General features: G+C 70.3%; 18 protein-coding genes and 1 pseudogene. 4 read left to right on the top strand and 15 right to left on the bottom strand.

Annotated features, from left to right (window positions below; all coding sequences use genetic code 11):
* From ACFUPX_RS41125 to ACFUPX_RS41095, 7 genes and pseudogenes are all read right to left on the bottom strand, one after another.
* Positions 1 to 584, bottom strand: a pseudogene (locus ACFUPX_RS41125) (galactose-1-epimerase); the annotation flags it as partial.
* Positions 585 to 617: 33 nt separating this feature from the next.
* A complete protein-coding gene (gene mmsB, locus ACFUPX_RS41120; protein WP_383334313.1) occupies positions 618 to 1,847 on the bottom strand; it encodes a multiple monosaccharide ABC transporter permease in 1,230 nt (409 codons plus the stop codon).
* A gap of 10 nt (positions 1,848 to 1,857) precedes the next feature.
* A complete protein-coding gene (gene mmsA / locus ACFUPX_RS41115; protein WP_383334312.1) occupies positions 1,858 to 3,417 on the bottom strand; it encodes a multiple monosaccharide ABC transporter ATP-binding protein in 1,560 nt (519 codons plus the stop codon).
* Positions 3,414 to 4,550 carry a multiple monosaccharide ABC transporter substrate-binding protein gene (gene chvE / locus ACFUPX_RS41110; protein WP_383334311.1) on the bottom strand — a complete coding sequence of 379 codons (1,137 nt, stop codon included), beginning with the start codon at positions 4,548 to 4,550 and terminating at the stop codon, positions 3,414 to 3,416. Before chvE ends, mmsA begins: the two co-directional genes overlap by 4 nt.
* Before the next feature lie 3 nt (positions 4,551 to 4,553).
* A complete protein-coding gene (locus tag ACFUPX_RS41105; protein WP_383334309.1) occupies positions 4,554 to 5,522 on the bottom strand; it encodes a hypothetical protein in 969 nt (322 codons plus the stop codon).
* Positions 5,523 to 5,609: 87 nt separating this feature from the next.
* Positions 5,610 to 6,635: a zinc-binding dehydrogenase gene (locus ACFUPX_RS41100; protein ID WP_383334307.1), complete on the bottom strand. Its 1,026-nt coding sequence runs from the start codon at positions 6,633 to 6,635 to the stop codon at positions 5,610 to 5,612.
* Positions 6,632 to 7,792 carry a mandelate racemase/muconate lactonizing enzyme family protein gene (locus ACFUPX_RS41095; RefSeq protein WP_383334305.1) on the bottom strand — a complete coding sequence of 387 codons (1,161 nt, stop codon included), beginning with the start codon at positions 7,790 to 7,792 and terminating at the stop codon, positions 6,632 to 6,634. The genes ACFUPX_RS41100 and ACFUPX_RS41095 overlap by 4 nt, the downstream gene beginning before the upstream one ends.
* A gap of 232 nt (positions 7,793 to 8,024) precedes the next feature.
* On the opposite strand from ACFUPX_RS41095, the gene ACFUPX_RS41090 reads away from it, so the two are divergent.
* Positions 8,025 to 8,795 (top strand): IclR family transcriptional regulator, encoded by a 771-nt coding sequence (locus ACFUPX_RS41090; RefSeq protein WP_383334303.1) that lies wholly within the window; start codon positions 8,025 to 8,027, stop codon positions 8,793 to 8,795.
* Between the two features lie 22 nt (positions 8,796 to 8,817).
* On the opposite strand, the gene ACFUPX_RS41085 is transcribed toward ACFUPX_RS41090, so the two are convergent.
* The gene (locus tag ACFUPX_RS41085; protein WP_383334316.1) at positions 8,818 to 10,020 is read right to left on the bottom strand and encodes an erythromycin esterase family protein; all 1,203 of its coding nucleotides are present in this window, start codon (positions 10,018 to 10,020) and stop codon (positions 8,818 to 8,820) included.
* A 70-nt stretch (positions 10,021 to 10,090) separates the two neighbouring features.
* Between ACFUPX_RS41085 and ACFUPX_RS41080 the strand changes: the two genes are divergently transcribed.
* A complete protein-coding gene (locus tag ACFUPX_RS41080) occupies positions 10,091 to 10,840 on the top strand; it encodes a TioE family transcriptional regulator (protein ID WP_383334301.1) in 750 nt (249 codons plus the stop codon).
* A 39-nt stretch (positions 10,841 to 10,879) separates the two neighbouring features.
* Here the strand turns inward: ACFUPX_RS41080 and ACFUPX_RS41075 are convergent, their stop codons facing one another.
* The 7 genes from ACFUPX_RS41075 to ACFUPX_RS41045 all read right to left on the bottom strand — a co-directional run bounded on the left by ACFUPX_RS41075 (position 10,880) and on the right by ACFUPX_RS41045 (position 19,981).
* Positions 10,880 to 11,395, bottom strand: coding sequence for a methylated-DNA--[protein]-cysteine S-methyltransferase (locus tag ACFUPX_RS41075; protein WP_383334299.1), 516 nt, complete (start codon positions 11,393 to 11,395; stop codon positions 10,880 to 10,882).
* 106 nt (positions 11,396 to 11,501) lie between these two features.
* Complete coding sequence (locus ACFUPX_RS41070) at positions 11,502 to 13,793, bottom strand: glycoside hydrolase family 3 N-terminal domain-containing protein (protein WP_383334297.1); 2,292 nt, start codon at positions 13,791 to 13,793, stop codon at positions 11,502 to 11,504.
* The gene (locus tag ACFUPX_RS41065) at positions 13,790 to 15,724 is read right to left on the bottom strand and encodes a cellulase family glycosylhydrolase (RefSeq protein WP_383334295.1); all 1,935 of its coding nucleotides are present in this window, start codon (positions 15,722 to 15,724) and stop codon (positions 13,790 to 13,792) included. Before ACFUPX_RS41065 ends, ACFUPX_RS41070 begins: the two co-directional genes overlap by 4 nt.
* Positions 15,725 to 15,782: 58 nt before the next feature.
* Entirely contained in the window at positions 15,783 to 16,784 is a 1,002-nt protein-coding gene (locus tag ACFUPX_RS41060) for a LacI family DNA-binding transcriptional regulator (RefSeq protein ID WP_383334314.1), read from the bottom strand.
* Positions 16,785 to 16,852: 68 nt separating this feature from the next.
* Positions 16,853 to 17,680 carry a carbohydrate ABC transporter permease gene (locus ACFUPX_RS41055; RefSeq protein WP_383334293.1) on the bottom strand — a complete coding sequence of 276 codons (828 nt, stop codon included), beginning with the start codon at positions 17,678 to 17,680 and terminating at the stop codon, positions 16,853 to 16,855.
* A 32-nt stretch (positions 17,681 to 17,712) separates the two neighbouring features.
* The gene (locus ACFUPX_RS41050) at positions 17,713 to 18,645 is read right to left on the bottom strand and encodes a carbohydrate ABC transporter permease (protein ID WP_383334291.1); all 933 of its coding nucleotides are present in this window, start codon (positions 18,643 to 18,645) and stop codon (positions 17,713 to 17,715) included.
* A 43-nt stretch (positions 18,646 to 18,688) separates the two neighbouring features.
* The gene (locus ACFUPX_RS41045; protein WP_383334289.1) at positions 18,689 to 19,981 is read right to left on the bottom strand and encodes an ABC transporter substrate-binding protein; all 1,293 of its coding nucleotides are present in this window, start codon (positions 19,979 to 19,981) and stop codon (positions 18,689 to 18,691) included.
* A 241-nt stretch (positions 19,982 to 20,222) separates the two neighbouring features.
* Here ACFUPX_RS41045 and ACFUPX_RS41040 point away from each other — a divergent pair, with 241 nt between their 5' ends.
* On the top strand, positions 20,223 to 22,244 hold the full coding sequence (locus ACFUPX_RS41040; protein WP_383334287.1) for an FAD-dependent oxidoreductase: 2,022 nt from the start codon (positions 20,223 to 20,225) through the stop codon (positions 22,242 to 22,244).
* Positions 22,245 to 22,286: 42 nt separating this feature from the next.
* Positions 22,287 to 22,832: a PadR family transcriptional regulator gene (locus ACFUPX_RS41035; protein WP_383334285.1), complete on the top strand. Its 546-nt coding sequence runs from the start codon at positions 22,287 to 22,289 to the stop codon at positions 22,830 to 22,832.
* The last annotated feature ends 20 nt before the right edge of the window (positions 22,833 to 22,852 follow it).

Raw genomic sequence — 22,852 nt, 5'->3', positions numbered from 1 at the left:
GCGTAGTCGATGCGCCAGTCGCCGCGTGCGGTGAGGGTGTAGGTCACCTTCACGCGCAGGGTCCCGGGGTAGCCCATCTCGCCGTCGACGCTCACATACCGCAGGACGAGGCCCACGCCCGTGGAGCCGGCGAACGGCTCCACGTCCCACACCCGCGTGTTGAAGCCCTTGGCCCCGCCGTGCAGGCTGTTCTCGCCGTCGTTCACGGAGAGCTGGTGGGTCTTGCCGTCCAGCGTGAAGCGGCCCTTGGCGATGCGGTTGCCGTAGCGGCCGATGAGCGCCCCGAAGAACGTGGTCCCGGCGACGTACGCCTCGATGGTGTCGTAGCCGAGGGAGACGTTGGTGTACCGGCCGTGCCGGTCGGGGAGTTCGAGGGACTGCACGATGCCGCCGTACGACAGCACCTTCATGCGGGTGCCGCCGTTGGCCAGGGACCAGCGGTACACCTTGGTCCCGTCGGCCAGCCTGCCGAAGAGTTCCTTGGTGGGCGTGCGGCCCGCCGACGCGTACGACGTGCCCGCGAAGGAGGCGGTGAGCCCGGCTGCGGCGGCCGAGGCCAGGACGGTGCGTCTGCTCGTTTCCATGTGCGGCTCCAGACAGCGAAGTTGGGATGAGGGTTAACGACCGACCTTGCGCTTGTTCCAGACGTCGAAGCCGACCGCGGCGAGCAGCACCAGGCCCTTGATGACCTGCTGGTAGTCGGTGCCGATGTTGACCAGGGACATGCCGTTGTTCAGGACGCCGAGCACCAGGCCGCCGATCACGGCGCCCATCACCGTGCCGACGCCGCCGCTCATCGACGCACCGCCGATGAACGAGGCCGCGATCGCCTCGAGTTCGAAGTTCAGGCCCGCCTGCGGAGTGCCCGCGTTCAGACGCGCCGCGTACACACAGCCCGCCAGCGCCGCCAGCACACCCATGTTGACGAAGATCAGGAAGGTGACGCGCTTGTCCTTGACGCCGGACAGCTTCGCCGCCGCCTTGTTGCCACCGAGCGCGTACACATGGCGGCCGACGACCGCGTTGCGCATCACATAGCCGAGGGCGATGAGCAGGCCGCACATGATGAGCAGCACCACAGGCACGCCGTGGAAGCTCGCGAGGGTCAGCGTGAAGGCGACGACGGCCGCGGTGATCGCCACCAGCTTGGCCGCCCACAGGCCCGTCGGCGTCACGTCCAGGTCGTACGCCAACTGCTGCTTGCGGCTGCGCCATTCGCGGAACAGCAGGAACGCGACCGTCACGAGACCGAGCACAAGGGTCGGGTTGTGGTACTGCGTGTACGGGCCCATCTCGGGGATGAACCCCTTGGCGATGTTCTGGAAGCCCTCGGGGAACGGCGAGAGCGACTGGCCCTCCAGGACGATCTGGGTGAGACCGCGGAAGAGCAGCATGCCGGCCAGGGTCACGATGAACGACGGGATGCCGACGTAGGCGATGAAGAAGCCCTGCCACGCGCCCGCGACCGCGCCGATCAGGAGCGAGAGGACGAGTGCGAGCACCCAGGGCATGTCGTGCTTGACCATCATCACCGCCGACATGGCGCCGACGAAGGCGACCAACGAGCCGACGGACAAGTCGATGTGACCGGCGATGATCACGATCATCATGCCGATGGCCAGGATGAGGATGTAGCCGTTCTGCTGGATCAGGTTGGACACGTTGTTCGGCAGGAGCAGCGTGCCGTCGGTCCAGATCTGGAACAGGATGACGATGAAGGCCAGGGCGACGAGCATGCCGTACTGGCGCATGTTGGAGCGCACGCTCTGCAGCAGCAGAGCACCCGTGGACTCCTTGGCGGGCGGCGTGGACGAGGTGTCACGTGGCGGCGTGGTCGTGGTGGTCATGGCGGATGCCTCAGCTTCTGTTCTTGGTCATGTGGCGCATCAGGAGTTCCTGGGTGGCGTCCGCGCGGTCGACCTCGCCGGTCAGCCTGCCCTCGGCCATCGTGTAGATCCGGTCGCACATCCCGAGCAGCTCGGGCAGTTCGGAGGAGATGAAGAGCACTGCCTTGCCCGAGGCCGCCAGCTTGTCGATGACGGTGTAGATCTCGAACTTGGCGCCGATGTCGATGCCGCGCGTCGGCTCGTCGAGGATCAGGACCTCGGGGTCGGCGTGGATCCACTTGCTCAGGACGACCTTCTGCTGGTTGCCGCCGGAGAGCCGCCCCACCTGCTCGAACACGGTGGGAGCCTTGATGTTCATCGACTTGCGGTAGCGCTCGGATACCGAGCGCTCCTGGTGCTCGTCGACGAAGCCGCCCCGGCGCCGCATGCCCGAGAGGGAGGCCAGGGAGATGTTGCGGTTGATGTTGTCGATGAGGTTGAGGCCGTACTGCTTGCGGTCCTCGGTGACGTACGCGATTCCGGCGTCCACCGCGGCGGGCACGGTCTTCGTCACGACCTCGCGCCCGCCGACGGCGACCGTACCGGCGACGTACGAGCCGTACGAGCGCCCGAAGACGGACATCGCAAGCTCGGTGCGGCCCGCGCCCATCAGGCCCGCGATGCCGACGATCTCGCCGCGCCGCACGGTCAGCGACACGTCGTCGACGACCTTGCGCTGGTGGTCGATCGGGTGCCGCACCGTCCAGCCCGTCACGGACAGCGCGAGCGATCCGGCGTCATCGCCCTCGTACGGAGTGCGGTCGGGGAAGCGGTGGTCCAGGTCGCGGCCGACCATGCCCCGGATGATGCGGTCCTCGGCCACCTGCGGTTCGGCGTCCGGGGTCTCACGCACCGTCAGGGTCTCGATGGTCCGCCCGTCGCGCAGGATCGTCACCGAGTCGGTGATGGCCCGGATCTCGTTCAGCTTGTGCGAGATGATGATGCAGGCGATGCCCTGCTCGCGCAGCTCCAGGATGAGATCGAGCAGCTTGGCGCTGTCCTCGTCGTTCAGGGCGGCCGTCGGCTCGTCCAGGATGAGCAGCTTGACCTCCTTCGACAGGGCCTTGGCGATCTCCACCAGCTGCTGCTTGCCCACGCCGATGTCGGCCACCGGAGTCTGCGGCTTCTCTTTCAGGCCGACCCGCTTGAGCAGCGCGCTCGCCCTGCGCAGCGTGTCGTTCCAGTCGATGAAGCCGCGGGTGCTCTGTTCGTTGCCCAGGAAGATGTTCTCGGCGATGGACAGGTACGGGACCAGCGCCAGCTCCTGATGGATGATCACGATGCCGTGCTTCTCGCTGGCGCGGATGTCCTTGAAGGCCACCCGCCGGCCCTCGAAGTGGATCTCGCCGTCATAACTGCCGTGCTCGTGGACGCCGCTGAGGACCTTCATCAGCGTCGACTTGCCCGCGCCGTTCTCGCCGCAGATCGCGTGGATCTCCCCGGGGCCCACGGTCAGGTTCACGTCGGAGAGCGCCTTGACGCCGGGGAACGTCTTGGTGATCCCGCGCATCTCCAGTACGGGCCCGCTCATGAGAGCTGCCCAGCCTTGAAGTAACCCTCGTCGACGAGGAGTTGGGTGTTGGACTTGTCGATGCTGACCGGGTCGAGAAGGAAGGACGGCACGGTCTTCTTGCCGTTGTCGTAGTCCTTGGTGTTGTTGACCTTCACCTTCTTGTCGTTCAGGACCGCGTCGCCCATGGCCACCGTCTGGGCGGCCAGCTTGCGGGTGTCCTTGAACACCGTCTGCGTCTGCTCGCCCCGGATGATGGACTTCACCGACGCGAGCTCCGCGTCCTGCCCGGTGATCACCGGCAGCGGCTGGCTCTTGGAGCCGTACCCCGCGCTCTTGAGCGCCGAGATGATGCCGATCGAGATCCCGTCGTACGGCGAGAGGACCGCGTCGACCTTCGCGGAGCCGTAGTTCTTGCTGATCAGGTCGTCCATGCGCTTCTGCGCGGTGCCGCCGTCCCAGCGCAGTGTGGTGGCCTGGTTCATCTTCGTCTGCTTGCTGCGGACGGTGAGCTGGCCGCTCTCGAAGTACGGCTGGAGCACCTTCATGGCGCCGCTCCAGAAGTACTTGGTGTTGTTGTCGTCCGGCGACCCGGCGAACAGCTCGATGTTGCGCGTGTCGCCGCCCTTCTCCGGCTTGCCCAGCTTCAGCTTCTTGACGACGTACTGGGCTTCGAGGCGGCCGACGCGCTCGTTGTCGAACGACGCGTAGTAGTCGACGTACTTCGTGCCGAGGATGAGGCGGTCGTACGAGATCACGGGGATGCCCGCGTCGTGCGCGCGCTGCATGACCTCGGTGAGCGCGGACCCGTCGATGGCGGCGACCACCAGCAGGCTGCGCCCCTTGGTGATCATGTTCTCCAGCTGCGCGATCTGGTTCTCGACCTTGTCGTCGCCGTACTGCAGATCGGTCTTGTATCCGGCCTTCTGGAACTGCTCGGCCATGTTGTTGCCGTCGGCTATCCACCGTTCGGAGGCCTTGGTGGGCATCGCGAGCCCGATGGTGCTGCCCTTGCCCTCGTCCGGCTGGTAGCGGCTGCCGCCCTTGGCCTCCTGGCCGCACGCGGTCAGCGAGCCGAGCAGGACGGCGGTGGCCACGGCGGCGGTGAGACGTACTTTTCTGCCTTGGCGGGTGCTCTTGGTGCGGGTGTTCATGGGTCAGTCCCCTTCCGGGACGGGGAAGCGCTGGAGCTCACCCGGCAGGCGCGAGCCGAGCGGTGACATCCCGCCGTCCGCTCCGTGCCGGGCGAGCAGGTCGAGGGCGAGACGACCGCGGCGGACCCGTTCGCGGGCGGTCGCCAGGGTGTGGTCGCGCAGGTGGGCACCGTAGGGGTAGATGCCGGGGGACTTGCTCAGGCCGAACTTGAGGTAGAGCGGGGCGCCGCGCCGGATCAGCTCGGCCGCCTCGTACATCCGGACGTAGCCGCCGAGGTCGTCGGGGGCCTCGACGTACAGGTCCATCGGCGCGCGGCTCGCCCGGCGGATCTCCGTGAGGTGATCCAGGGTGAGGTCGGAGGGGATGTTGAGGGAGTCGGCGCCGAGCCGCTCGTAGACCGCGTACGAGGCCGGGTTGACCGGGCCGATCAGGGCCGACACCTTGAACGTGGTGTCGGCGGGCAGCACACCGGCCGTCCGCAGCCGGTGCAGCGTCCACAGCACGCCCTCGTCGGCGACGAGCAGGCAGCGCACCCCCAACTCCGTTGCCCGTACGGCGTCTTCGACGCATCCGGCGAGCGCGTCATGGCCGCGCGAGCGAAGGCCGCCGCCGCCGGAGTCGGTGCGGGTGGCGGCGCCGATGTCCCAGGTGCCGCGCGGCCCGGTGAACAGGCAGAGCTCGATGTCCCGTTCGGCGCAGTCGTCCACCATCTCGGTGATCTCGTCGTCGGAGAGCATCCAGATGCCGCTGCCCTGGCTGATCCGGTGGATCGGCACGTCGAGCCGCGAGCTCTCCTTGAGCACGACGGCCAGCGCCTCGGGGCCCTCCACGGAGGGGATCTCGGTGCGCCAGGTGCCACCGTCGGGGAACGTGTGCGGGGACGCGTCCGCCGGGTCGACGGCGGGTACGGGGTGCCCGATGCGGGCTAGGGCGTCGACGCCGGGGCGGCGGGGTGCTGACGGGCTGGTCACGGGACTCCCATGTGCTGTGAATGCTGCTGTGTTCGATATTTCGTACGTTGGTCGGTTCAACGGGTGCACGGGTGCACGGCGGGTGTGTCAGGGGCGCAGGAGCACCTTCCCGGTCTTCGGATCGCCGCCGCCGACCAGTGCCACGGCCTCGCCGAACCGCTCCAGCGGGAACTCGTGGGTGATGAGCGGCGCCGGGTCGAGCAGGCCGAGCCCGAACGCCCGCACCGCGTCCGACCAGGCGGAGGACGGGGCACCGAAGACGCTGCGCACCTCCAGCTGGCTCAGCGAGAGATGCACCGGATCGATGCCGACGGCGCCGGGAGTGAACATGCCGGTGAGCACCACCCGGCCGCCCCTGCGCGCGAGGAGGCAGGAGGAGGCGGCCGTGCTCGGCGCCCCCGCGGTCTCCACGACCAGGTCGAAGCGGCCGTGGTACGCCTCCGCTTCGGCGGGCGTCAGGGTTTCGCCCGCCCCGAAGTCCAGCGCCTGCCGGCCGCGCTCGGCCCGCGGGTCGATCACGACGAGCTCGCCGGGCGACGAGGCGGCGAGCAACTGCACCGCGAGCATCCCCAGGGTGCCCGCGCCGACCACCGCGATCCGCTCGCCCGGCCGTGGCCGTCCCGTCCGCACCGCGCCGGCGATGACCGCGGCGGGTTCGAGCAGGGCCGCGGCGGCGAGGTCCGCGTCCGGGTGCAGGAGGTGCAGGAGCCGGGCGGGGACGGCGACATGGTCGGCGAAGGCGCCGGGCTCGGTGAATCCGGTCTCCGCGTACCCGCCGCCGCACAGGCTCGTCTCCCCGCAGCGGCACCGCTCGCAGGTGCCGCAGGCACGGAACCCCTCGGCGACGGTCTTCTGCCCGACGAGTGCCGGGTCGACGCCCTCACCGGTGGCCTCGACGGTGCCGGACCACTCGTGCCCGGGGATCACCGGATAGCGCACGTAGGCGGCGTCCCGGTGACCGTCGTACACCTCGCGGTCGCTCATGCAGATCCCGGCGGCGGCCACCCGCACCAGGACCTCACCGGGGCCGGGCTCGGGCGGAGCCCCGGCCGTGAGCCGGTGCGAGCCGGGACGGTCGACGACGATCGCGCGCGACGACGAGTCGGTGCTCACTTACCGGCCGCCTTGGGGGAGCGCTTCTCCCAGCCCTCGGCCCACAGGTCGAACCGCGCCTGCTGCTGCGGGAACTCGGCCGCCGCGTCCGTGTCGAGCTCGACGCCCAGGCCCGGCTCGTGCGACACCTCGAAGTAGCCGTCGACCACCTGGGGCGCGCCCTTGACCACCTTCTTGATCTCCGCGTCCGCGAAGTCGTTGAAGTGCTCCAGGATCTTGAAGTTGAGTGTGCAGGCGGCGAGTTGGAGCGAGGCCGCGGTGAGCACCGAGCCGCCCACGTTGTGCGGGGCGATCAGCGTGTAGTGCGTCTCCGCCGTCGCGGCCAGCTTGCGGGCCTCCAGGATGCCGCCGATGTGGCCGAGGTCCGGCTGGATGATGTCGGCGGCCTGCGACTCGAAGAGCTCGCGGAACTCGATCCGGTCGTGGATGCGCTCACCGGTGGCGATGGGCATGTCCACCTTGGCGGCGACCTTCTCCAGGGCCTTGAGGTTCTCCGGCGGCACCGGCTCCTCGAGCCAGGCGGGCTTGAACGGCGCCATCTCCCGTGCCAGGCGCACCGCCGTGGACGGGCTGAAGCGCCCGTGCATCTCCAGCATCAGCTCGGCGTCCGGGCCGATCGCGTCCCGCACCGCCTCGATCAGCGAGACCGCGTAGGACGTGCCCGCCTGGTCGAGCTCGAAGTGACCGGTCCCGAACGGGTCGATCTTCAGGGCGCGGTAGCCCCGCTCCATCACGGCCCGAGCGGCCTTGTGGTACGCCTCCGGAGTGCGCTCGGTGGTGTACCAGCCGTTCGCGTATGCCTTGACCTTGTCGGTCACCTTCCCGCCGAGCAGCTGCCAGACCGGCACCCCAAGGGCCTTGCCCTTGATGTCCCAGCAGGCCATCTCCACGCAGGCGATGCCCGACATGACGATCTCGCCCGCGCGGCCGTAGTCGCCGTACTTCATCTTCCGTACGAGATCCTCGACCGCGAACGGGTCGGATCCCACGATGTGGTTGGCCGCGGCCTCCTGGAGGTAGCCGATGAGCGCGTCGGTGCGGCCGAGCATGCGGGTCTCGCCGACTCCGGTGAGACCTTCGTCGGTGTGGACCTGGACGTAGGTGAGATTGCGCCACGGCGTTCCCACCACGTGCGTGCTGATTCCCGTAATACGCAAGGCAGTTGCCCCTTGGTTGTTCGGTATTTCGTCACACGTTCGAAATGTTGGCGTGACCGTATTCACGCAGGCGGCAGGGTGTCAATGGGTCGCGCGAAACGGTCTTGGACCCACAGGTGTCGCTCAGGGGCGTTGCGCGGCGAACGCCGCTGTGTCTAGCCTGTGTTCGTCATATCGATCGTTGACCGAGGTTTCGGACGAAACGTCGGACGCACGGGGTGGGAGGCCGACCATGGGACGACTTGTTCCTGCGGTGACCAGGGCGCTGGACATACTGGAGCTGTTCCTGGAGGGCGACGGGACACTGTCCGCCCCCGAGGTGACCCGCAGACTCCAGCTGCCGCGCACCACCGTGCACGAACTCCTGACCACCCTCGCCGCCCGCTCGTACCTTGTCCAGATCCCGGACCAGACGGGCCGCTACCGCCTCGGCGTACGCGCCTACCAGCTCGGCAGCCGGTACGCGGAACAGCTCGACCTGGCCGCCGAGGGGCAGCAGGTGGCCCGCGAGGTGGCGGAGACCTGCGACGAGACCGTGCACGTGGCGGTCCTCGAGGACACGGACGTCATCTACATCGCCAAGGTGGACTCCACGCACGCGGTGCGCATGGTCTCCGCCGCGGGCCGCAAACTGCCCGCCCACTGCACGTCGGTCGGCAAGATGCTGCTCGCCTCACTGCCCCCGACCGAGCTCGAAACCCGCCTGGCGGGGCGCGCGTTGGTGGCGATGACCCAGAACAGCATCACGGAGCCGAAGGCGCTGCTCGCCGCGCTCGGCGAGATCCGCGAGCGCGGGGTCGCCGCCGAACACCGCGAGTCGAACCCGGACGTGAGCTGCGTGGCCGCCCCGGTCCGCGACAGCGCGGGCCACGTCGTCGCGGCGCTCTCCATCTCCGTGCCGATGATCCGCTGGAGCGAGCAGCGCGAAGAGGAACTCGCCGAGCTCGCGGCCAAGGGCGCGGGCGACCTCTCGGAGCGCCTGGGGCACCGGGGCGCACGCTAGCGAGCGGCGCCGACCGGCGGCTTTAGCTCTGCGGCACGTCCTTGAGGAACACGATCCCGTCACCGGACGCCAAGTGGGCCGGGTCGAGCGGGGCGTAGCCGAACCAGGGGGACACGCGGGGCGCGGGCCGTGTGCCGTCCAGGGCGGTGGCCAGCCGGGGCGCGTCGACGACACAGCGGTCCTGCGGGAGCGCGTACAGGATCCCCTCGACGGTGTCCCGCGGCGGCGTGTCCACTCCCTGGTGTCGGATCGTGCCGACGGCCGTGGCCACGAAGGCGTACTCCTCGCCGAGCCGGGCGCTCACCAGCGCACCGGCGCCCCACCACTCCAGGAGCGTTCCGCCCATCCGCGTCGTGCTCTTGTCGCGCTGGAGATGGCCGTTGTGGGCGTGGATCAGCGCCGGGCTCCGCTCGGCGACGGCGAGGAGATTGTGGGCCATCATCTGGTCCCGCAGGCCGATGAGCCGGGTCATGCGGGCCGGTGAGGCGTCGGCCATCCAGTAGTGGTAGCGCAGCAGACCGATGGCGGTGCGCCCGTACAGGCACGCCCTGTCCCAGTCGTCCCGCGAGGCCGTGGTGGTCAGGTGTGGCGCCCCCGCTTCGAGCAGCGCCACCAGATCGTCGGCGAGCAGCCGCAGCCGACCGGCCTCGGCGGACTGCCCGACGGACCTGGCGGGGTCCATCATCGCGGCGGAATCGGTCCACCGGTCGTCGGCGCCGAGCAGCCGGTCGAGGGTGTCCGCGGTGCAGGGCAGCAGGTCCGCGTCCACGTGGGCCGAGAGGAATCCGTGGAGTGCGGTGAGGGCTCGGCGGGGGCTCGCGGCGTGGGTGATCTCCAGCGGGCCGTCGAATCCGGCGAAGCGCAGCCGTTCGGACGCGGTCCTGCCGTCGTTGTACGCCCGCATCCAGCGCACGAGTTCGCGGTTGGCCGCGGAGGCGCCCCAGCCGTGGCTGAACCCGCGCTCCATGGCCTCGTCGAGAGTGCCGGTGCCCGAGGTGACGTAGTCGTCCACGACCAGGCCCATCAGACAGTCGCTCTCGATCGCGACGGTCCGGTAGCCCTGCTGCTCGACCAGCTGCCGGAAGAGCTCGTTGCGCAGGTCGAGCAGGGCGTCCTCGCCGTGGGTGGGCTCGCCCAGGGCGAGCAGCCGGGGCCGTCCCTCGAGCAGCCTCATGACGGCGGCAGCCTCGACTGCGTGAGTGGTGTCCTTGATGTCAGCCTTGATATCGGTAGCCATGCCTTCGACGGTATCGTTGAACCTTCGGTGGAAACTTTTCCGCGATATCGTCGGCCTCATGGGGCGAAAGCTTAAAACCGGTGAGCGGCTGCGGCCGGTGGATCTGGCGCGCGAACACGGTCTGTCCACGCAGGCCGTCAGAAACTATGAGGAGGCCGGGATCCTTCCGGCCGCCGGTCGCACGCCCCACGGCTACCGCACCTACACCTCGCTGCACGCGGGAGCTCTGCGCACGTTTCTCGCCCTGATGCCCGGCCACGGCCACCGGACGGCGACGTCGATCATGCGGGCCGTCAACCAGGGCGCGGTCGATGAGGCTTTCCGGATCATCGACGAGAGCCACGCCGAGCTCCTCGACGACCGGCGGACCCTCCAGGCCGTGGAGAGCGCCCTGCGCGACCTGGAGCCCACCACGGCGCCCGGATCCGGCGCGCAGTCGGGGCAGTTCGCGGCTCCCGGACCCGACGGAACGTTCATCGGGCCGCTGGCGGGAAAGCTCGGCATCCGGCCCGCGACACTGCGCAAATGGGAGCGTGCCGGGCTCGTGGCCCCGCGCCGCGACGTGCGGACCGGCTACCGCGTCTACGACGACGCCGATGTACGGGACGCCCGCCTCGCCCACCAACTCAGGCGGGGCGGCTACCTGCTGGAGCAGATCGCCCCGCTGATCGCCCAGGTGCGGGCGGCCGGCGGCCTTGAGCCGCTGGAGGCCGCGCTGGGCGACTGGCACGCGCGGCTGTCCGCCCGCGGGCGGGCGATGCTGACCGGGGCCGCGGAGCTGGAGGCGTACCTCCGCGAGCGCGGCTGAGGCTTCGGCTTCGGCTTCGGCCGCGCTCGCGGGCTGCGCTCAGGCGGACTCCAGGTCCAGCAGCCGCCGCTTGGCATCGAGGCCGCCCGCGTACCCGGTCAAGGAGCCGTCGGCGCCGATGACCCGGTGGCAGGGGCGCACGACCAGCAGCGGGTTGCGCCCGATCGCCGTGCCCAGGGCGCGGACCGCGGCGCGCGAGATGCCGAGCTGTGCGGCGAGCTTCCCGTACGAGGTGGTCGTGCCGTACGGGAGGGTGTCGAGGGCGTGCCAGACCCGCTCCTGGAAGTCGGTGCCGACGCCGCTCACGTACTCGATGTCGAAGTGCTGACGCGTCCCGTCGAAGTACGAGCGCAGTTGCCCGGCGATCACGGCGAAGGCCTCGTCGTCACGCGCCCACCCGTCCTGGACGACCGCGCCGCCCTTCTGCCCCGGCATAGACAGGGAGGCCAGCGCGGTGCCGCCGTTCGCGGTGGCCGACTCCTCGCCCACCAGCAGCAGCTCGCCCAGCGGGCTGTCGACGGTCGTGTAGACGGCCTTGCCCATGACCTTGGTCATCAGATGCTCCCTCTTTCCCGGTCACTGATCCTCGGTGACACCCACAAGTCTGCGGGCTGCGAAGGCACGCGGCTGGCGGGATTCGGACGTGGCGCTCACGAGGGCGTCAGGAACACGAGGAGGTCAGGGTCAGGAGGGCGCCGCGCGTGCGGTCGGAGGCGGGCCCGGTCTCCAGCAGGAGCTCGCCGGGCTCCACCGCGTACTCCAGCGTGCGGTCCGGCGAGGCCAGGGTATCCGCGTCGACGACGAAGGCGACCTCGGCGTGTTCGCCGGGCGCCAGGTCGAGCCGGGCGAAGCCGCGCAGCTCCCGGACGCGCGGCCAGGAGCTGGAGCCCGAGACCCGGCGCACATAGAGCTGCACGGTCTCCCGCACGGCCCGCGCCCCCGTGTTCGTCACGGCGACCGTGCAGGTGAGCGCCGGATCGGTGACCGGGACCTGCGAGCGGGAGAGCCGGGGCTCCCCGTACTCGACGGTCGTGTACGAGAGGCCGTGGCCGAAGGCGTGCAGCGCGGTGGCGGGCTGGTCCACGTAACCGCGGTAGCCGTGATCCTTGGCGTTGTAGAACACCGGAAGCTGCGCCGCCGAGCGCGGCACGGAGACGGGCAGCCGCCCCTCGGGCTCCGCGCGCCCGAAGAGCACATCGGCGATCGCCCGGCCTCCCCACGGCCCCGGATACCAGGCGCTGAGCACGGCGCGGGCCCGCCCGACCTGCTCCGGGAGGGCATGCGGCCGCCCCTGGACGAGCACGACGACCACGGGCGTGCCGGTGGCGGCCACGGCATCGAGGAGAGTCAACTGACCGTACTGCAGGCTCAGTTCGGCAAGGTCGACACCTTCGCCGCACGTCATGCCCACAGGGGTTCCGGACGCCACGAGGGCCGCCCCATTGCTGTCGAAGCGGGTGTCGGCCTCCCGCGCGCTCGATCCGCCGAGCACGAGGACGGCGGTATCGGCGCCGGCGGCCAGCGCCACCGCGTCCGCGATCCCCGCGTGGTCGTCGCCGACGAGGTCGCAGCCCCGCGCGTACGTCACCTCGGTGTGCGGCGGCGCCACCGCCCTGATGCCGTCCAGGACGGTGAGCCCGGTGCCGGGTCGCTGCGGCGCGGTGTAGTCGCCGAGCTGCTGGGGGAGCGCGTCGGCGTTGGGGCCGATGACCGCGATGCGGGCAGGCGTCGCCAGGGGAAGCGTCTGCCCGTCGTGGCTCAGCAGGACGATCGACTCGCGGGCCAGGCGCTCGCTCAACTCGTCCAGAGCGCGGTCGCGTTCAGGGCTTTCGCCGACGAAGGGCCGCTCGAAAAGACCCAGGCGGAACTTCAGCGCGAGGACGCGGGCGACCGCCGCGTCCAGGGCGTCCTCGGAGACAAGGCCCCGCTCGACCGCCTCAGCGAGCCGCGGGAAGCAGCCGTCCCACAGGCTCAGATCCGTGCCCGCGCCCAGGGCGAGCGCGCCCGCCGCCACCGGGTCTCCGGCGAGGCGTACGAGACGGTCAAGGGCGCATCCGTCGGCCATGACCAGACCGGTGAACCCCCACCGCTCGCGCAGCAGACCGGTGAGCAGCTCACGGTTGGCCGCGCACGGCAGACCGTCGTACTCGTTGTACGCGGCCATGACGCCCGCCGCCCCGGCGCGGACCCCGGCCCGCGCCGCCACCAGGTGGATCTCGTGGAGTTCACGCGGGCCCAGCTCCGTGGCCGCGCTGTTGCGGCCGCCGACCGTCGCACCCTGCCCGGCGAAGTGCTTGAGCACGACCGCCGCCCGGTCGGGGGCGAAGGCGGCGCCGCCGCCCTGCATGCCCCGCACCAGCGCCTGGGTGAAGCGCGCCGCCAGATACGGGTCCTCGCCGAAGCACTCCTCCGCACGCCCCCAGCGCGGATCCCGGACCAGATCGAGCGCCGAGACGAGGGCGACGTGGCCGCCCCGGGCCCGCAGCTGCGCCGCGGCGCCCGCGGCGGCGGCCTCGTACAGCTCCGGGTCCCAGGTCGCGCCCACCGCGAGGTTCACCGGAAGCACCGTGCCGTCCAGGGCCTGATGGCCGTGCGGGACCTCCTCGACGAGGAGGACCGGGATGCCGAGCCGGGTGCTGGACATGACGTGCCGCTGCACCGAATCGGCGACCCGTGCCGCGTCCGCGGCGGTGATGCCGTCCGTGAACGTCACCCCCGACCACGGGTCGGCGCGCTGGAGTCCGTACAGCGCGCCCATCCCGTCGAACGCGGCGACCTCGGCGCGGAAGGCGTCCGTCAGGCGGTGCCCTTCGGGCGTCCGCTCGTACGCGTCCCAGCCGTACATCCGCTGGTTGACCTGGCCCACCTTCTCGGTGAGCGTCATCCGGGCGAGCAGGTCGCGCACCCGGTCGGCGACCGGAGCGCCCGCCTCCCGGTACAGCGGCGCGCTCATCGCACTTCGAGGACGCGTACGCCGAACGGGGCGAGCCGAGCCTCCTCCACCGCCTCGCCCGTGTCCAGATCGTGCAGCGAACCGTCCACGGCGGGACGCACCGTCAGCTCCTCGTCCGACTGGCTGACCAGCCACACGAACCGCCGCCCGTCCTCGTGCACCAGGCAGTCGGCGGACACGTACGGGCTGTCGACGGTCACCGGACGCTCCACGCCCGCGAGTTGGGCCAGGGCCGCGTAGAGCCGGTGGGTCTGCTCCGGGTTGACGCGGGCCGTGCGCGCGGCCATGTGCTCAAGGGGGTAGGTGGCAAGGACCGTACGGCCGCTTCCCGTCTCGTGGACGAGCAGCGCGGGACGGCCGTGCGCGTCCTTCGCCACGACCCGCGCGCCCGTCGGGACGACCGGCAGATAGGCGCGGCTGTCCTCGTTGCCCGCCACGGGGAAGCGCAGGGTCTCGCCCGCGGGGATTCCGCCGAACTCCTCGGTGAAGGTCAGCTCGAGGACGTCGTCCTCGATGGGCTCGGCCACCCCGTAGGTGAGCTGGAGCTCGACCCCGAAGAGCCCGTCCAGGTCGTCGAACCAGGGGCCGCGCGTCCCCGGGTGCTCGCCGGAGCAGAACGACAGGTAGACGGTGGCTCCCTCGCGGGCCCGCCGCTCCAGCTCGCGCCGCGTGCGGGTCGTCAACTGCCGGGTGGACGGCAGGAGATAGAGCGCCGCGTCCCCGGGCAGCCCGTCCGCCTCCCGCGTGAGGCTCACCGGGAGATCGGCGCCGCGCGCGGCGACGTACCCCTGATGGAGGGAGGTGAAGATCAGCGGCCGGTCGGCGGGGCGGCTGTAGGGGTAGCCGCGCTCCAGGAACGCGGGCACGACGAGCGCGGCGTCCGCGTCCGAGCGGCGGCAGCGCGCGAAGTCGACCTGCTTCAACACCTTGGAGAACGCGGCGAGTTCGATGAGCGGGGTCTTCGGGGCGCCCGTGCTGTCCGTGATGCCGAAGTGCATCTCGAAGGGGTGGTGGTCGTAGGGCGACTGGTCCCACAGGTCGTCGTAGTCCGTGTTGTTCCAGGCCATCCAGCCCGTGGCGCCGCCGAGGAGGGAGTTGTGCAGCGTCTGGCGGTAGTAGATGCCCGCGTTCTCGGCCGAGACGGTGTCCGTGGAGAGCCCGAACTCCTCCAGGATCACCGGCTGCTCGGTGACCGCCGCCAGCTCGCACTCGAAGGCGGCGCGGTAGTGCTGACGCACCCGGTCCGTGTCGGAGCGGTACACGTGCGGGCCCACGAAATCGACGTACTCGGCGGTGTCCCGCAGCGAGAAGCCGTTGTCGCGGCCCGTCACCTCGATGCCCCACGCGCCGTCGCCGAGCGACACCGGCTGGGTGCCGCCCGCCGCGCGCACCGCGTCGCACATGAACTGCGCCCAGGCGGTGACGACATCGCTGGACGGCGGGTCCACCTGGTAGATGCGGCCGTAGCCCGGCATCTCATTGGTGATGAGCCAGCCGGTGACCGCCGCGTGGTCCTTGAAGCGGCGGGTCATCTGCGACACGAACCACGCCTGGCGGCCGACCAGCCACACGTCCTCGTAGAGGTCGCGGCCCCCGCGCCACGCCGGGTCCCAGTTCTCTCCGGACATGTGCCCGACGATGAACGTGGGCACCGTGCCCATCCCCAACTCGGTGTGCGCGTCGAGGAAGTCACGGAAGCGCTCGCACAACTCCTCGTCGATGCGGTGCGGTTCGGGGTGGAAGTCCGGCCAGTAGAAGAACGAGCGGGTCATCGTCAGGCCGTGCTCGCGCAGCACGGCCAGTTCCTCGCGGACCGTCTTCGGGTCGTAGTTCCGCCACATCAGCGGACCGCCGGTGCGGGACCAGAAGTTGGCGCCTATCCAGGGCAGGACGGCGGAGTCATGGGTGAGGTGGGCGCTGTGGCGTCGCATGGGGGTACTCAGGTCTTTCCGTACGGAGGTGAAAAGGTGTTCGGAGGTGCTTCGGCGGTCAGGAGGCGGGCCCCGTCGACTCGCGCACGACGAGCCGTGGCCGTTCGTCCAGCGCGACGGGCGGCACGTCCTCGCCGCACTGCGCGAGCAGCGCACGCGCGGCGGCGGCGCCGACCCGCTGTACCTGCTGGTCGACGGTCGTCAGCCGCGGATGCAGCCAGCGGCCGATGGGCAGGTTGTCGTAGCCGACGACGGACAGATCGTCCGGGACGCGCAGTCCGGCGCGTTGCGCCGCGCCGATGCCGCACACCGCCATGGAGTCGTTGGCGTACATGACGGCGGTGGGACGCTGCGCCATGCCGAGCAGCTCCTCGGTCGCGGCGACGGCCGCCGCCTCGGAGAAGTCGGTGCTCAGGACGGCGGCGGGGGCAAGCCCCTTGAGCAGCAGGGTCTCTTCGAAGACCGCGCGCCGCTGCCCCGTGTGCAGCAGCTCGCCGGGTCCCGACACATAGGCGATGCGCCGGTGGCTGAGCTCCATGAGGTGGTCGACGGCTTCGTGTATGCCGGCGCCCTGGTTGCCCAGGCCCACGGTGGGCACGGGCGCGTCCGGGTGGGGCGCGCCGAGCAGCACGGCGGGCAGGCAAAGGCCCCGCAGGAGCGGCGGGCGCGGATCGTCGGCGCGGGCGTCGGTCAGGACGGCTCCGTCGACGCGGCCCTCGGCGGCGAGGCGTTCGTACAGCGCGCTCTCCTCGGCCACGTCCGTGACCAGGTGGAGCAGCAAGCCGTAGCCGCGCGGCGCCAGTTCGCCCTCCAGGCCGGTGATCAGCTCGCTGAAGTGCGGGTCCGCGCCGAGGACGTCCGTGGGACGGCGCACGACGAGGGCGAGCGTGCGGGTCCGCGCGCTGCGCAGGGCCGTCGCCGTGGCGCTCGGCGACCAGCCGAGCGTGGCGGCGGCGTCCAGGATGCGGCGCCGGGTGGCCTCGGAGATCCGGCCCTTGGCGTTGAAGGCCTGCGAGACGGCGGCCGTGGAGACCCCGGCCGCCGCGGCGACGGCCTTGATCGTGGGACGTGCGCCGCTGTCCCTGCCGTTGTCCCTGCCCTTGTCCCCGCGCGATGTCTCCGACCCGCTCACATCTTCACCGCCCCACTGACGAGGGCCTGCTGCATCCGCTTCTGCAACACCGTGTAGACGGCCCATACCGGTACGAGAGTCAGAACCGTACCGGCGGTCAGCACCCCGTAATCCGTCCCGGTGAGGGACTTCAGGGTGGGCAGGGCCACTTGGACGGTGTGCTGCGACGGGTCGGGGCCGATGATCACCAGGGAGTACAGGTACTCGTTCCAGAACGTCAGGAAGTTCAGGAGCAGCACCGTCGCGATGCCGGGCAGACACATCGGCGTATAGACGTGGCGAAGGACAGCGAACGTCGACGCGCCGTCCATGCGCGCCGCCTCCTCCATCTCCTTGGGGATGGTCCGCATGAACTGCACCAGGATGACCACGGACAGCGGCATCGCGGTGGCGGGCAGGAAGAGCACCATGAACAGGCGGGTGTGGAAGAGGCCGGTCGCCGCGGCCAGCAGGAACGTCGGGAACAGCGCGGCGAACGTCGGGATGAGGAAGCCCAGCGAGAAGACCTTCTCCACGAAGGCGCCGAGCGGGCCCGTCGCACGGGCGATCGCGAACGCCGCCGGAATCGCGAGCGCGAGCGTCAGCACGAGCGAGAAGACCGTCACGAGCGCCGAGTTGAAGACCGCGAGCCCCAGATCGGCGCTCTCGAAGGCGGTACCGAAGTTGCCGAACGACAGCGAGGTGGGAAGGGAGAAGGGGCTCGCGAAGATCTGGTCGTTCGTCTTGAAGGCGGAGGCGAGCAGATAGTAGAGGGGCACGACGAGCAGCGCCGCGTACGCCCACGCCAGGATGTGCGCGGGCAGCCAGGACTTTCCGTGTTTCAAGGTGACCGGCTCCGATCGGGGGTCGTGCGGCGTCAGTAGTTCTGGCGGAACGCGCGGCGGATGGTGAGCAGACCGACGAGGCCGACCAGGAAGAGGATCACGCCGACGGTCTGGCTGTAGCCGAGGTCGGCCGCGATGAACGCCTTCTGGTAGACGAGGAAGGAGAGCGTCGTCGACGAGCTGCCCGGCCCGCCCTGCGTGAGCAGCAGGACGTGCTGAGCCGACCCGAAGAACGTCCAGAGGAACTGGAGCATCGTCACCACGCCCACGTACTCGCGGATGACCGGGAAGTGCACGCGCCACATCGTGCGCCAGTGCCCGGCGCCGTCCAGCTGCGCCGCCTCGCCGAGCTCCTCCGGCACACTGCCCAGCCGGGCGGCGAACAGGACGGCGGTGAAGCCGATGCCGCCCCAGACGTCGAGCACGATCAGACAGGCCAGCGCCGTGGAGGGAGAGGCCAGCCAGGCGTCGGTCACCGAGCCGAGGCCCACCGACTTCAGGGCGCCGTTGACCAGGCCGTCGGGGGAGAGCGCCGCGTAGAAGACCATCGCCTTGGCCGGGGTGGAGATCAGGCCGGGGATGAAGAGGAGATAGCGCAGGACCTTGTGACCCGGCGGTTTCTGCGCCACGTAGTAGCCCAGCATGTACGCGCACACGATCATGATCGGCAGTGCGACGGCGAGCTGGACCGCCGTATTGCGCACGGCGTCCCAGAACACCGGATCGTCGAAGACCGTACGCACGTTGTCGAACCCGGCGAACGAGACGGGCTGCAGCATGCCCGGCCAGCGCAGGGCCGCGATCACGAAGATCGCGATCATCGGGCCGACCATGAAGACCAGGTACCAGACCAGGGCCGGTACGGCGAGGATCGTGCCGCCCTCCTGGCGGCGCTTGCGGGAAGGGGGCTTCGAAGGTGCGGGGCGGACCTCGGTCCCGCCCGGCGTCGACAGCGTTGTCGTCATCTCGGGTGACTCCCAGAAGGCTCGGGCGGCTCGGGCGGGCGGCTCATGCGGTGCGGTACGCGGCTTCGAGCACGGAGCGCACCTTGGCGGGGCTCGTGCCGCGCGTGAACGCCGTACTGGTCGCGGTGATCAGCGGCTGCGTCGCGGCCGGCGGGACGTAGATGTCGGGCAGCAGGGCCTGGCTGACGCCGGTGCCGAGCTTCTGCGCGGCGGCGACGAGCGGGAAGTCCGTGCTGAGGGTGTCGGAGCGCAGGGCCATGTCGCGGCCGCTCTCCTTGATGAACCGCGAGACGGTGTCCTCGCGGTACATGAACCGCAGGAACTTCTCGACGGAGTCCAGCTTCTTCGTGCCGTTCGGGCTGATCCAGAAGCCGATGAGGGTGTACGTCCGCAGGATCGTCGGCTTGGCGTGCGCCGCGCCCGGCGCGAGCGGCCAGCCACCGACCTCGGTGTCACGGGCGATCGTGTCGGGGACCTTGGCGAGCGCCGACGACATGGCGGACTGGATGGCGGCGGCGCCCGTGTTGAACTGCGTCGTCATCGTGTCGGAGGTCAGGCCCTGCGCCTTGTCGGCGAAGACGCCCGCGTCACGCAGGGCCGCGAAGTACTCGATGCCCTCGCGGGCGCCCCTGCTGCCGCTGAAGTCGCCGCTCGTGAAGACCTTCCGCGCCTCGTCGGGGGAGAGGAACGTCTGGATGATCTGGGCGAGGAGCTTCTGGCCCGTCCAGTCGTTGCCGCCGACGGTCACCGGTGCGATGCCCTTGGCGCGCAGCTTGCGGGCCGCGGCGATCAGCTGGTCGCCGGTGGTGGGTATCGCGTCGACACCGGCCTTGTCGAGCAGCGCGGTGTTGTAGGCGACGGGCCAGTTGGTGGCGAAGTAGGGGAAGGCCCGCAGCCGCCCCTTGCCGTCGGTCCAGGCGTCGAGGGCGACGGGCAGGACGCGCTTTCGCAGCCCCCAGTGGTCCATGTACCCCTTGACGTCGACGGTCGCCCCGACATCCGTCCAGGCCAGCGTCTTGTCGTAGAGGTTCACCATGACGACGTCCGGCTCCTTGCGGGCAAGCCGTGAGGTCTCGTAGACCTGCGCGAGGTCGTCGCCGTTGACCAGGTTCTTCACCTTCAGGCCCGGATTCTCGTCCCGGAAGGTGTTCAGGGCGGACAGATACGTGGGCGAGCCCGGCGCGGTGGTGCCGAGCTGGCTGTGCACCACGAGCGTGTCGGGATCGGAATCCGCCGATGCCAGCGTGGAACAGCCGGCGAGGGCGGGCAGGGTGGTGGCGGCGGCCAGGCCTGAACCTGCGGCGAGGAAGCCGCGCCGACTCATCGTTGAGCGCACAGCGGGATGTCTCCAACCAGGACGATGACAACCAGGGGTTAATCGATATACCTGCGGGGGTGCCAGGAGCGTAGGAGTGCTTCGTTGAATGGTCAATCCCCTGTTGCGCACCGTGAATCTTCCGGCTAAAGCCGCGAAACGGGCACGAGACCTGCGTCTCGCTTTTTATGCAACTAGTTGCACAAGAGGTCGTGCGTCCTCTAGAACTGTTCTGACGACACACCCCGTACGGAGGGCCCGCATGAGCCGCTACCCGAACCTGCTGAACCCGCTCGACCTGGGCTTCACCACCCTGCCCAACCGGGTTCTGATGGGATCCATGCACGTGGGCCTGGAAGAGGCGCCGAACGGCTTCGCGCGCATGGCGGAGTTCTACGCGACCCGTGCGCGCGGCGGTGTCGGTCTCATCGTCACCGGCGGCATCGCCCCGAACGAGCTCGGCCGCCCCTGGGACGGCGGCGCCAAGCTCACCACCGAGGCGGAGGCCAAGGAGCACGCGGGCGTCACGGCCGCCGTGCACGCGGCCGGCGGCAAGATCGCCATGCAGATCCTGCACTTCGGGCGGTACGCCTACCACGAGGGTCTCGTCGCACCGAGCGCGATCAAGGCGCCGATCAGCCCCTTCGTGCCGCGCGCGCTGACCGACGACGAGGTCGAGCAGACCATCGAGGACTTCGTGCGCGCCGCGGAGCTCGCCAAGCTCGCGGGCTACGACGGCGTCGAAGTCATGGGCTCCGAGGGCTACTTGATCAACGAGTTCATCGCGGCCCCCACCAACCAGCGCGAGGACCGCTGGGGCGGCGCCTACGAGAACCGCATCCGCTTCCCCGTCGAGATCGTCCGGCGCATACGCGAGCGCGTCGGCACCGACTTCATCCTCATCTACCGCCTCTCGATGCTGGACCTGATCCCCGGCGGCTCGACCCTCGAAGAGGTCGTGCACCTCGCCAAGGAGATCGAGGCCGCGGGCGCCACGATCATCAACACCGGCATCGGCTGGCACGAGGCCCGCATCCCCACCATCGCGACCTCGGTGCCGCGCGGCGCGTACACCTTCGTCACGAAGAAGGTCATGGGCGAGGTCTCCGTCCCGCTCGTCACCACCAACCGCATCAACACCCCCGAGATCGCGGAGCAGTTGCTCGCCGACGGCGCCGCCGACATGGTGTCCCTGGCCCGCCCGCTGCTCGCCGACCCGGACTTCGTGGCCAAGGCGAAGGCCGAGCAGCCCGACGCCATCAACACCTGCATCGGCTGCAACCAGGCCTGCCTCGACCACACCTTCAACCTCCAGATCACCTCCTGCCTGGTGAATCCGCGCGCCTGCCACGAGACGGAGCTCGTCCTTGCGCCGACCCGCCACAAGAAGCGCGTCGCGGTCGTCGGCGCGGGCCCCGCGGGGCTCGCCTTCGCGGTCTCCGCGGCCGAGCGCGGCCACGACGTCACGCTCATCGACGCGGCGTCCGAGATCGGCGGCCAGCTCAACGTCGCCCGCAAGGTCCCCGGCAAGGAAGAGTTCGACGAGACCCTGCGCTACTACCGCACCCAGCTCCAACTGCACGGCGTAGGCGTCCAGTTGAACACCCGCGCCACCGCGGACGAGCTGGTGAAGGCCGCGTACGACGAGGTCGTCGTCGCCACCGGAGTCCTGCCCCGCACCCCCGAGATCCCCGGCATCGACCACCCCAGCGTGGTCGGCTACCTCGACGTGCTGCGCGACAGCGCGCCCGTGGGGGAGCGGGTCGCGATCATCGGCGCGGGCGGCATCGGCTTCGACGTCGCCGAGTACCTCACCGACGGCGGCGAGAAGGCGAGCCTGGACCCGGCGACGTACTTCCGTCAGTGGGGCGTCGACATGGACTACAAGGACCGCGGCGGCCTGACCGCGCCCGACCGTCCCACCCCGCCGCGCTCCGTGCACCTCCTGCAGCGCAAGACGTCCAAGGTCGGCCAGGGCCTGGGCAAGACCACGGGCTGGATCCACCGCACCGAGCTGCGCCACCGCGGGGTCACGATGGTGGCGGGCGCGAGCTACGACCTCATCGACGACGCGGGCCTGCACATCACGATCGACGGAGAGTCCACGGTGATCCCCGTCGACACGGTCGTCCTGTGCTCCGGCCAGGACCCGCGACGCGACCTGTACGAGGCGCTGCTCGCGGCCGGTCTGAGCGCGCACCTCATCGGGGGCGCGGACGTGGCCGCCGAGCTGGACGCCAAGCGCGCCATCAAGCAGGGCACGGAGCTGGCCGCGGCGCTGTGACGCCGGGCGTCCGCGCCGGGCGCCGTACCTAGGATGGCCGCCATGTCACTCCCGCACGCGATCCTCACCGCCCTCCTGGAGAAGCCTTCGTCGGGGCTCGAGCTCACCCGCAGGTTCGACAAGTCGATCGGCTACTTCTGGTCGGCCACGCACCAGCAGATCTACCGCGAGCTCGGGAAACTGGAGAAGGACGGCTCCATCAGGGCGCTGGAGCAGCGGCAGGCGACCCGCGGGCAGAAGAAGGAGTACGAGGTCCTGCCCGCGGGCCGCGCCGAGCTGGCCCGCTGGACGGCCGCGAGCCAGGACCCCAAGCCGCTGCGGGACACGCTGCTGCTGCGCCTGCGGGCGGCGGCGGTCGTCGGCACGGAGGGCATCGAGGCGGACCTGCGCCGCCATCTCACCCTGCACCGGCGGCAGTTGGCCGAGTACGAGGAGATCGAGAAGCGGGACTTCCCGCCGGGCAGCGACACGGTGGAGGACCGGCTGAGGCATGTGGTGCTGCGGGCCGGGATCGACCTGGAGACGTTCTGGACGCAGTGGCTGGAGCGGACCCTTGAGGAGCTCGGGGCGCCGGGGGCCCAGGCCTGAAGGCTCCCGCACATGACGGC

The sequence above is a fragment of the Streptomyces sp. NPDC057302 genome (assembly GCF_042667685.1).
Classification (GTDB): domain Bacteria; phylum Actinomycetota; class Actinomycetes; order Streptomycetales; family Streptomycetaceae; genus Streptomyces.
This window is presented reverse-complemented; position numbering and strand designations above follow the sequence as displayed.

What these genes read in the sequence shown, in the direction of transcription:
- ACFUPX_RS41050 (WP_383334291.1), bottom strand. Translation starts at nt 18,645, where the DNA reads ATGACGACAACGCTGTCGACGCCGGGCGGGACCGAGGTCCGCCCCGCA.
- ACFUPX_RS41090 (WP_383334303.1), top strand. Translation starts at nt 8,025, where the DNA reads ATGGGACGACTTGTTCCTGCGGTGACCAGGGCGCTGGACATACTGGAG.
- ACFUPX_RS41040 (WP_383334287.1), top strand. Translation starts at nt 20,223, where the DNA reads ATGAGCCGCTACCCGAACCTGCTGAACCCGCTCGACCTGGGCTTCACC.
- mmsA (WP_383334312.1), bottom strand. Translation starts at nt 3,417, where the DNA reads ATGAGCGGGCCCGTACTGGAGATGCGCGGGATCACCAAGACGTTCCCC.
- mmsB (WP_383334313.1), bottom strand. Translation starts at nt 1,847, where the DNA reads ATGACCACCACGACCACGCCGCCACGTGACACCTCGTCCACGCCGCCC.
- ACFUPX_RS41075 (WP_383334299.1), bottom strand. Translation starts at nt 11,395, where the DNA reads ATGACCAAGGTCATGGGCAAGGCCGTCTACACGACCGTCGACAGCCCG.
- ACFUPX_RS41080 (WP_383334301.1), top strand. Translation starts at nt 10,091, where the DNA reads ATGGGGCGAAAGCTTAAAACCGGTGAGCGGCTGCGGCCGGTGGATCTG.
- chvE (WP_383334311.1), bottom strand. Translation starts at nt 4,550, where the DNA reads ATGAACACCCGCACCAAGAGCACCCGCCAAGGCAGAAAAGTACGTCTC.
- ACFUPX_RS41035 (WP_383334285.1), top strand. Translation starts at nt 22,287, where the DNA reads ATGTCACTCCCGCACGCGATCCTCACCGCCCTCCTGGAGAAGCCTTCG.
- ACFUPX_RS41070 (WP_383334297.1), bottom strand. Translation starts at nt 13,793, where the DNA reads ATGAGCGCGCCGCTGTACCGGGAGGCGGGCGCTCCGGTCGCCGACCGG.
- ACFUPX_RS41065 (WP_383334295.1), bottom strand. Translation starts at nt 15,724, where the DNA reads ATGCGACGCCACAGCGCCCACCTCACCCATGACTCCGCCGTCCTGCCC.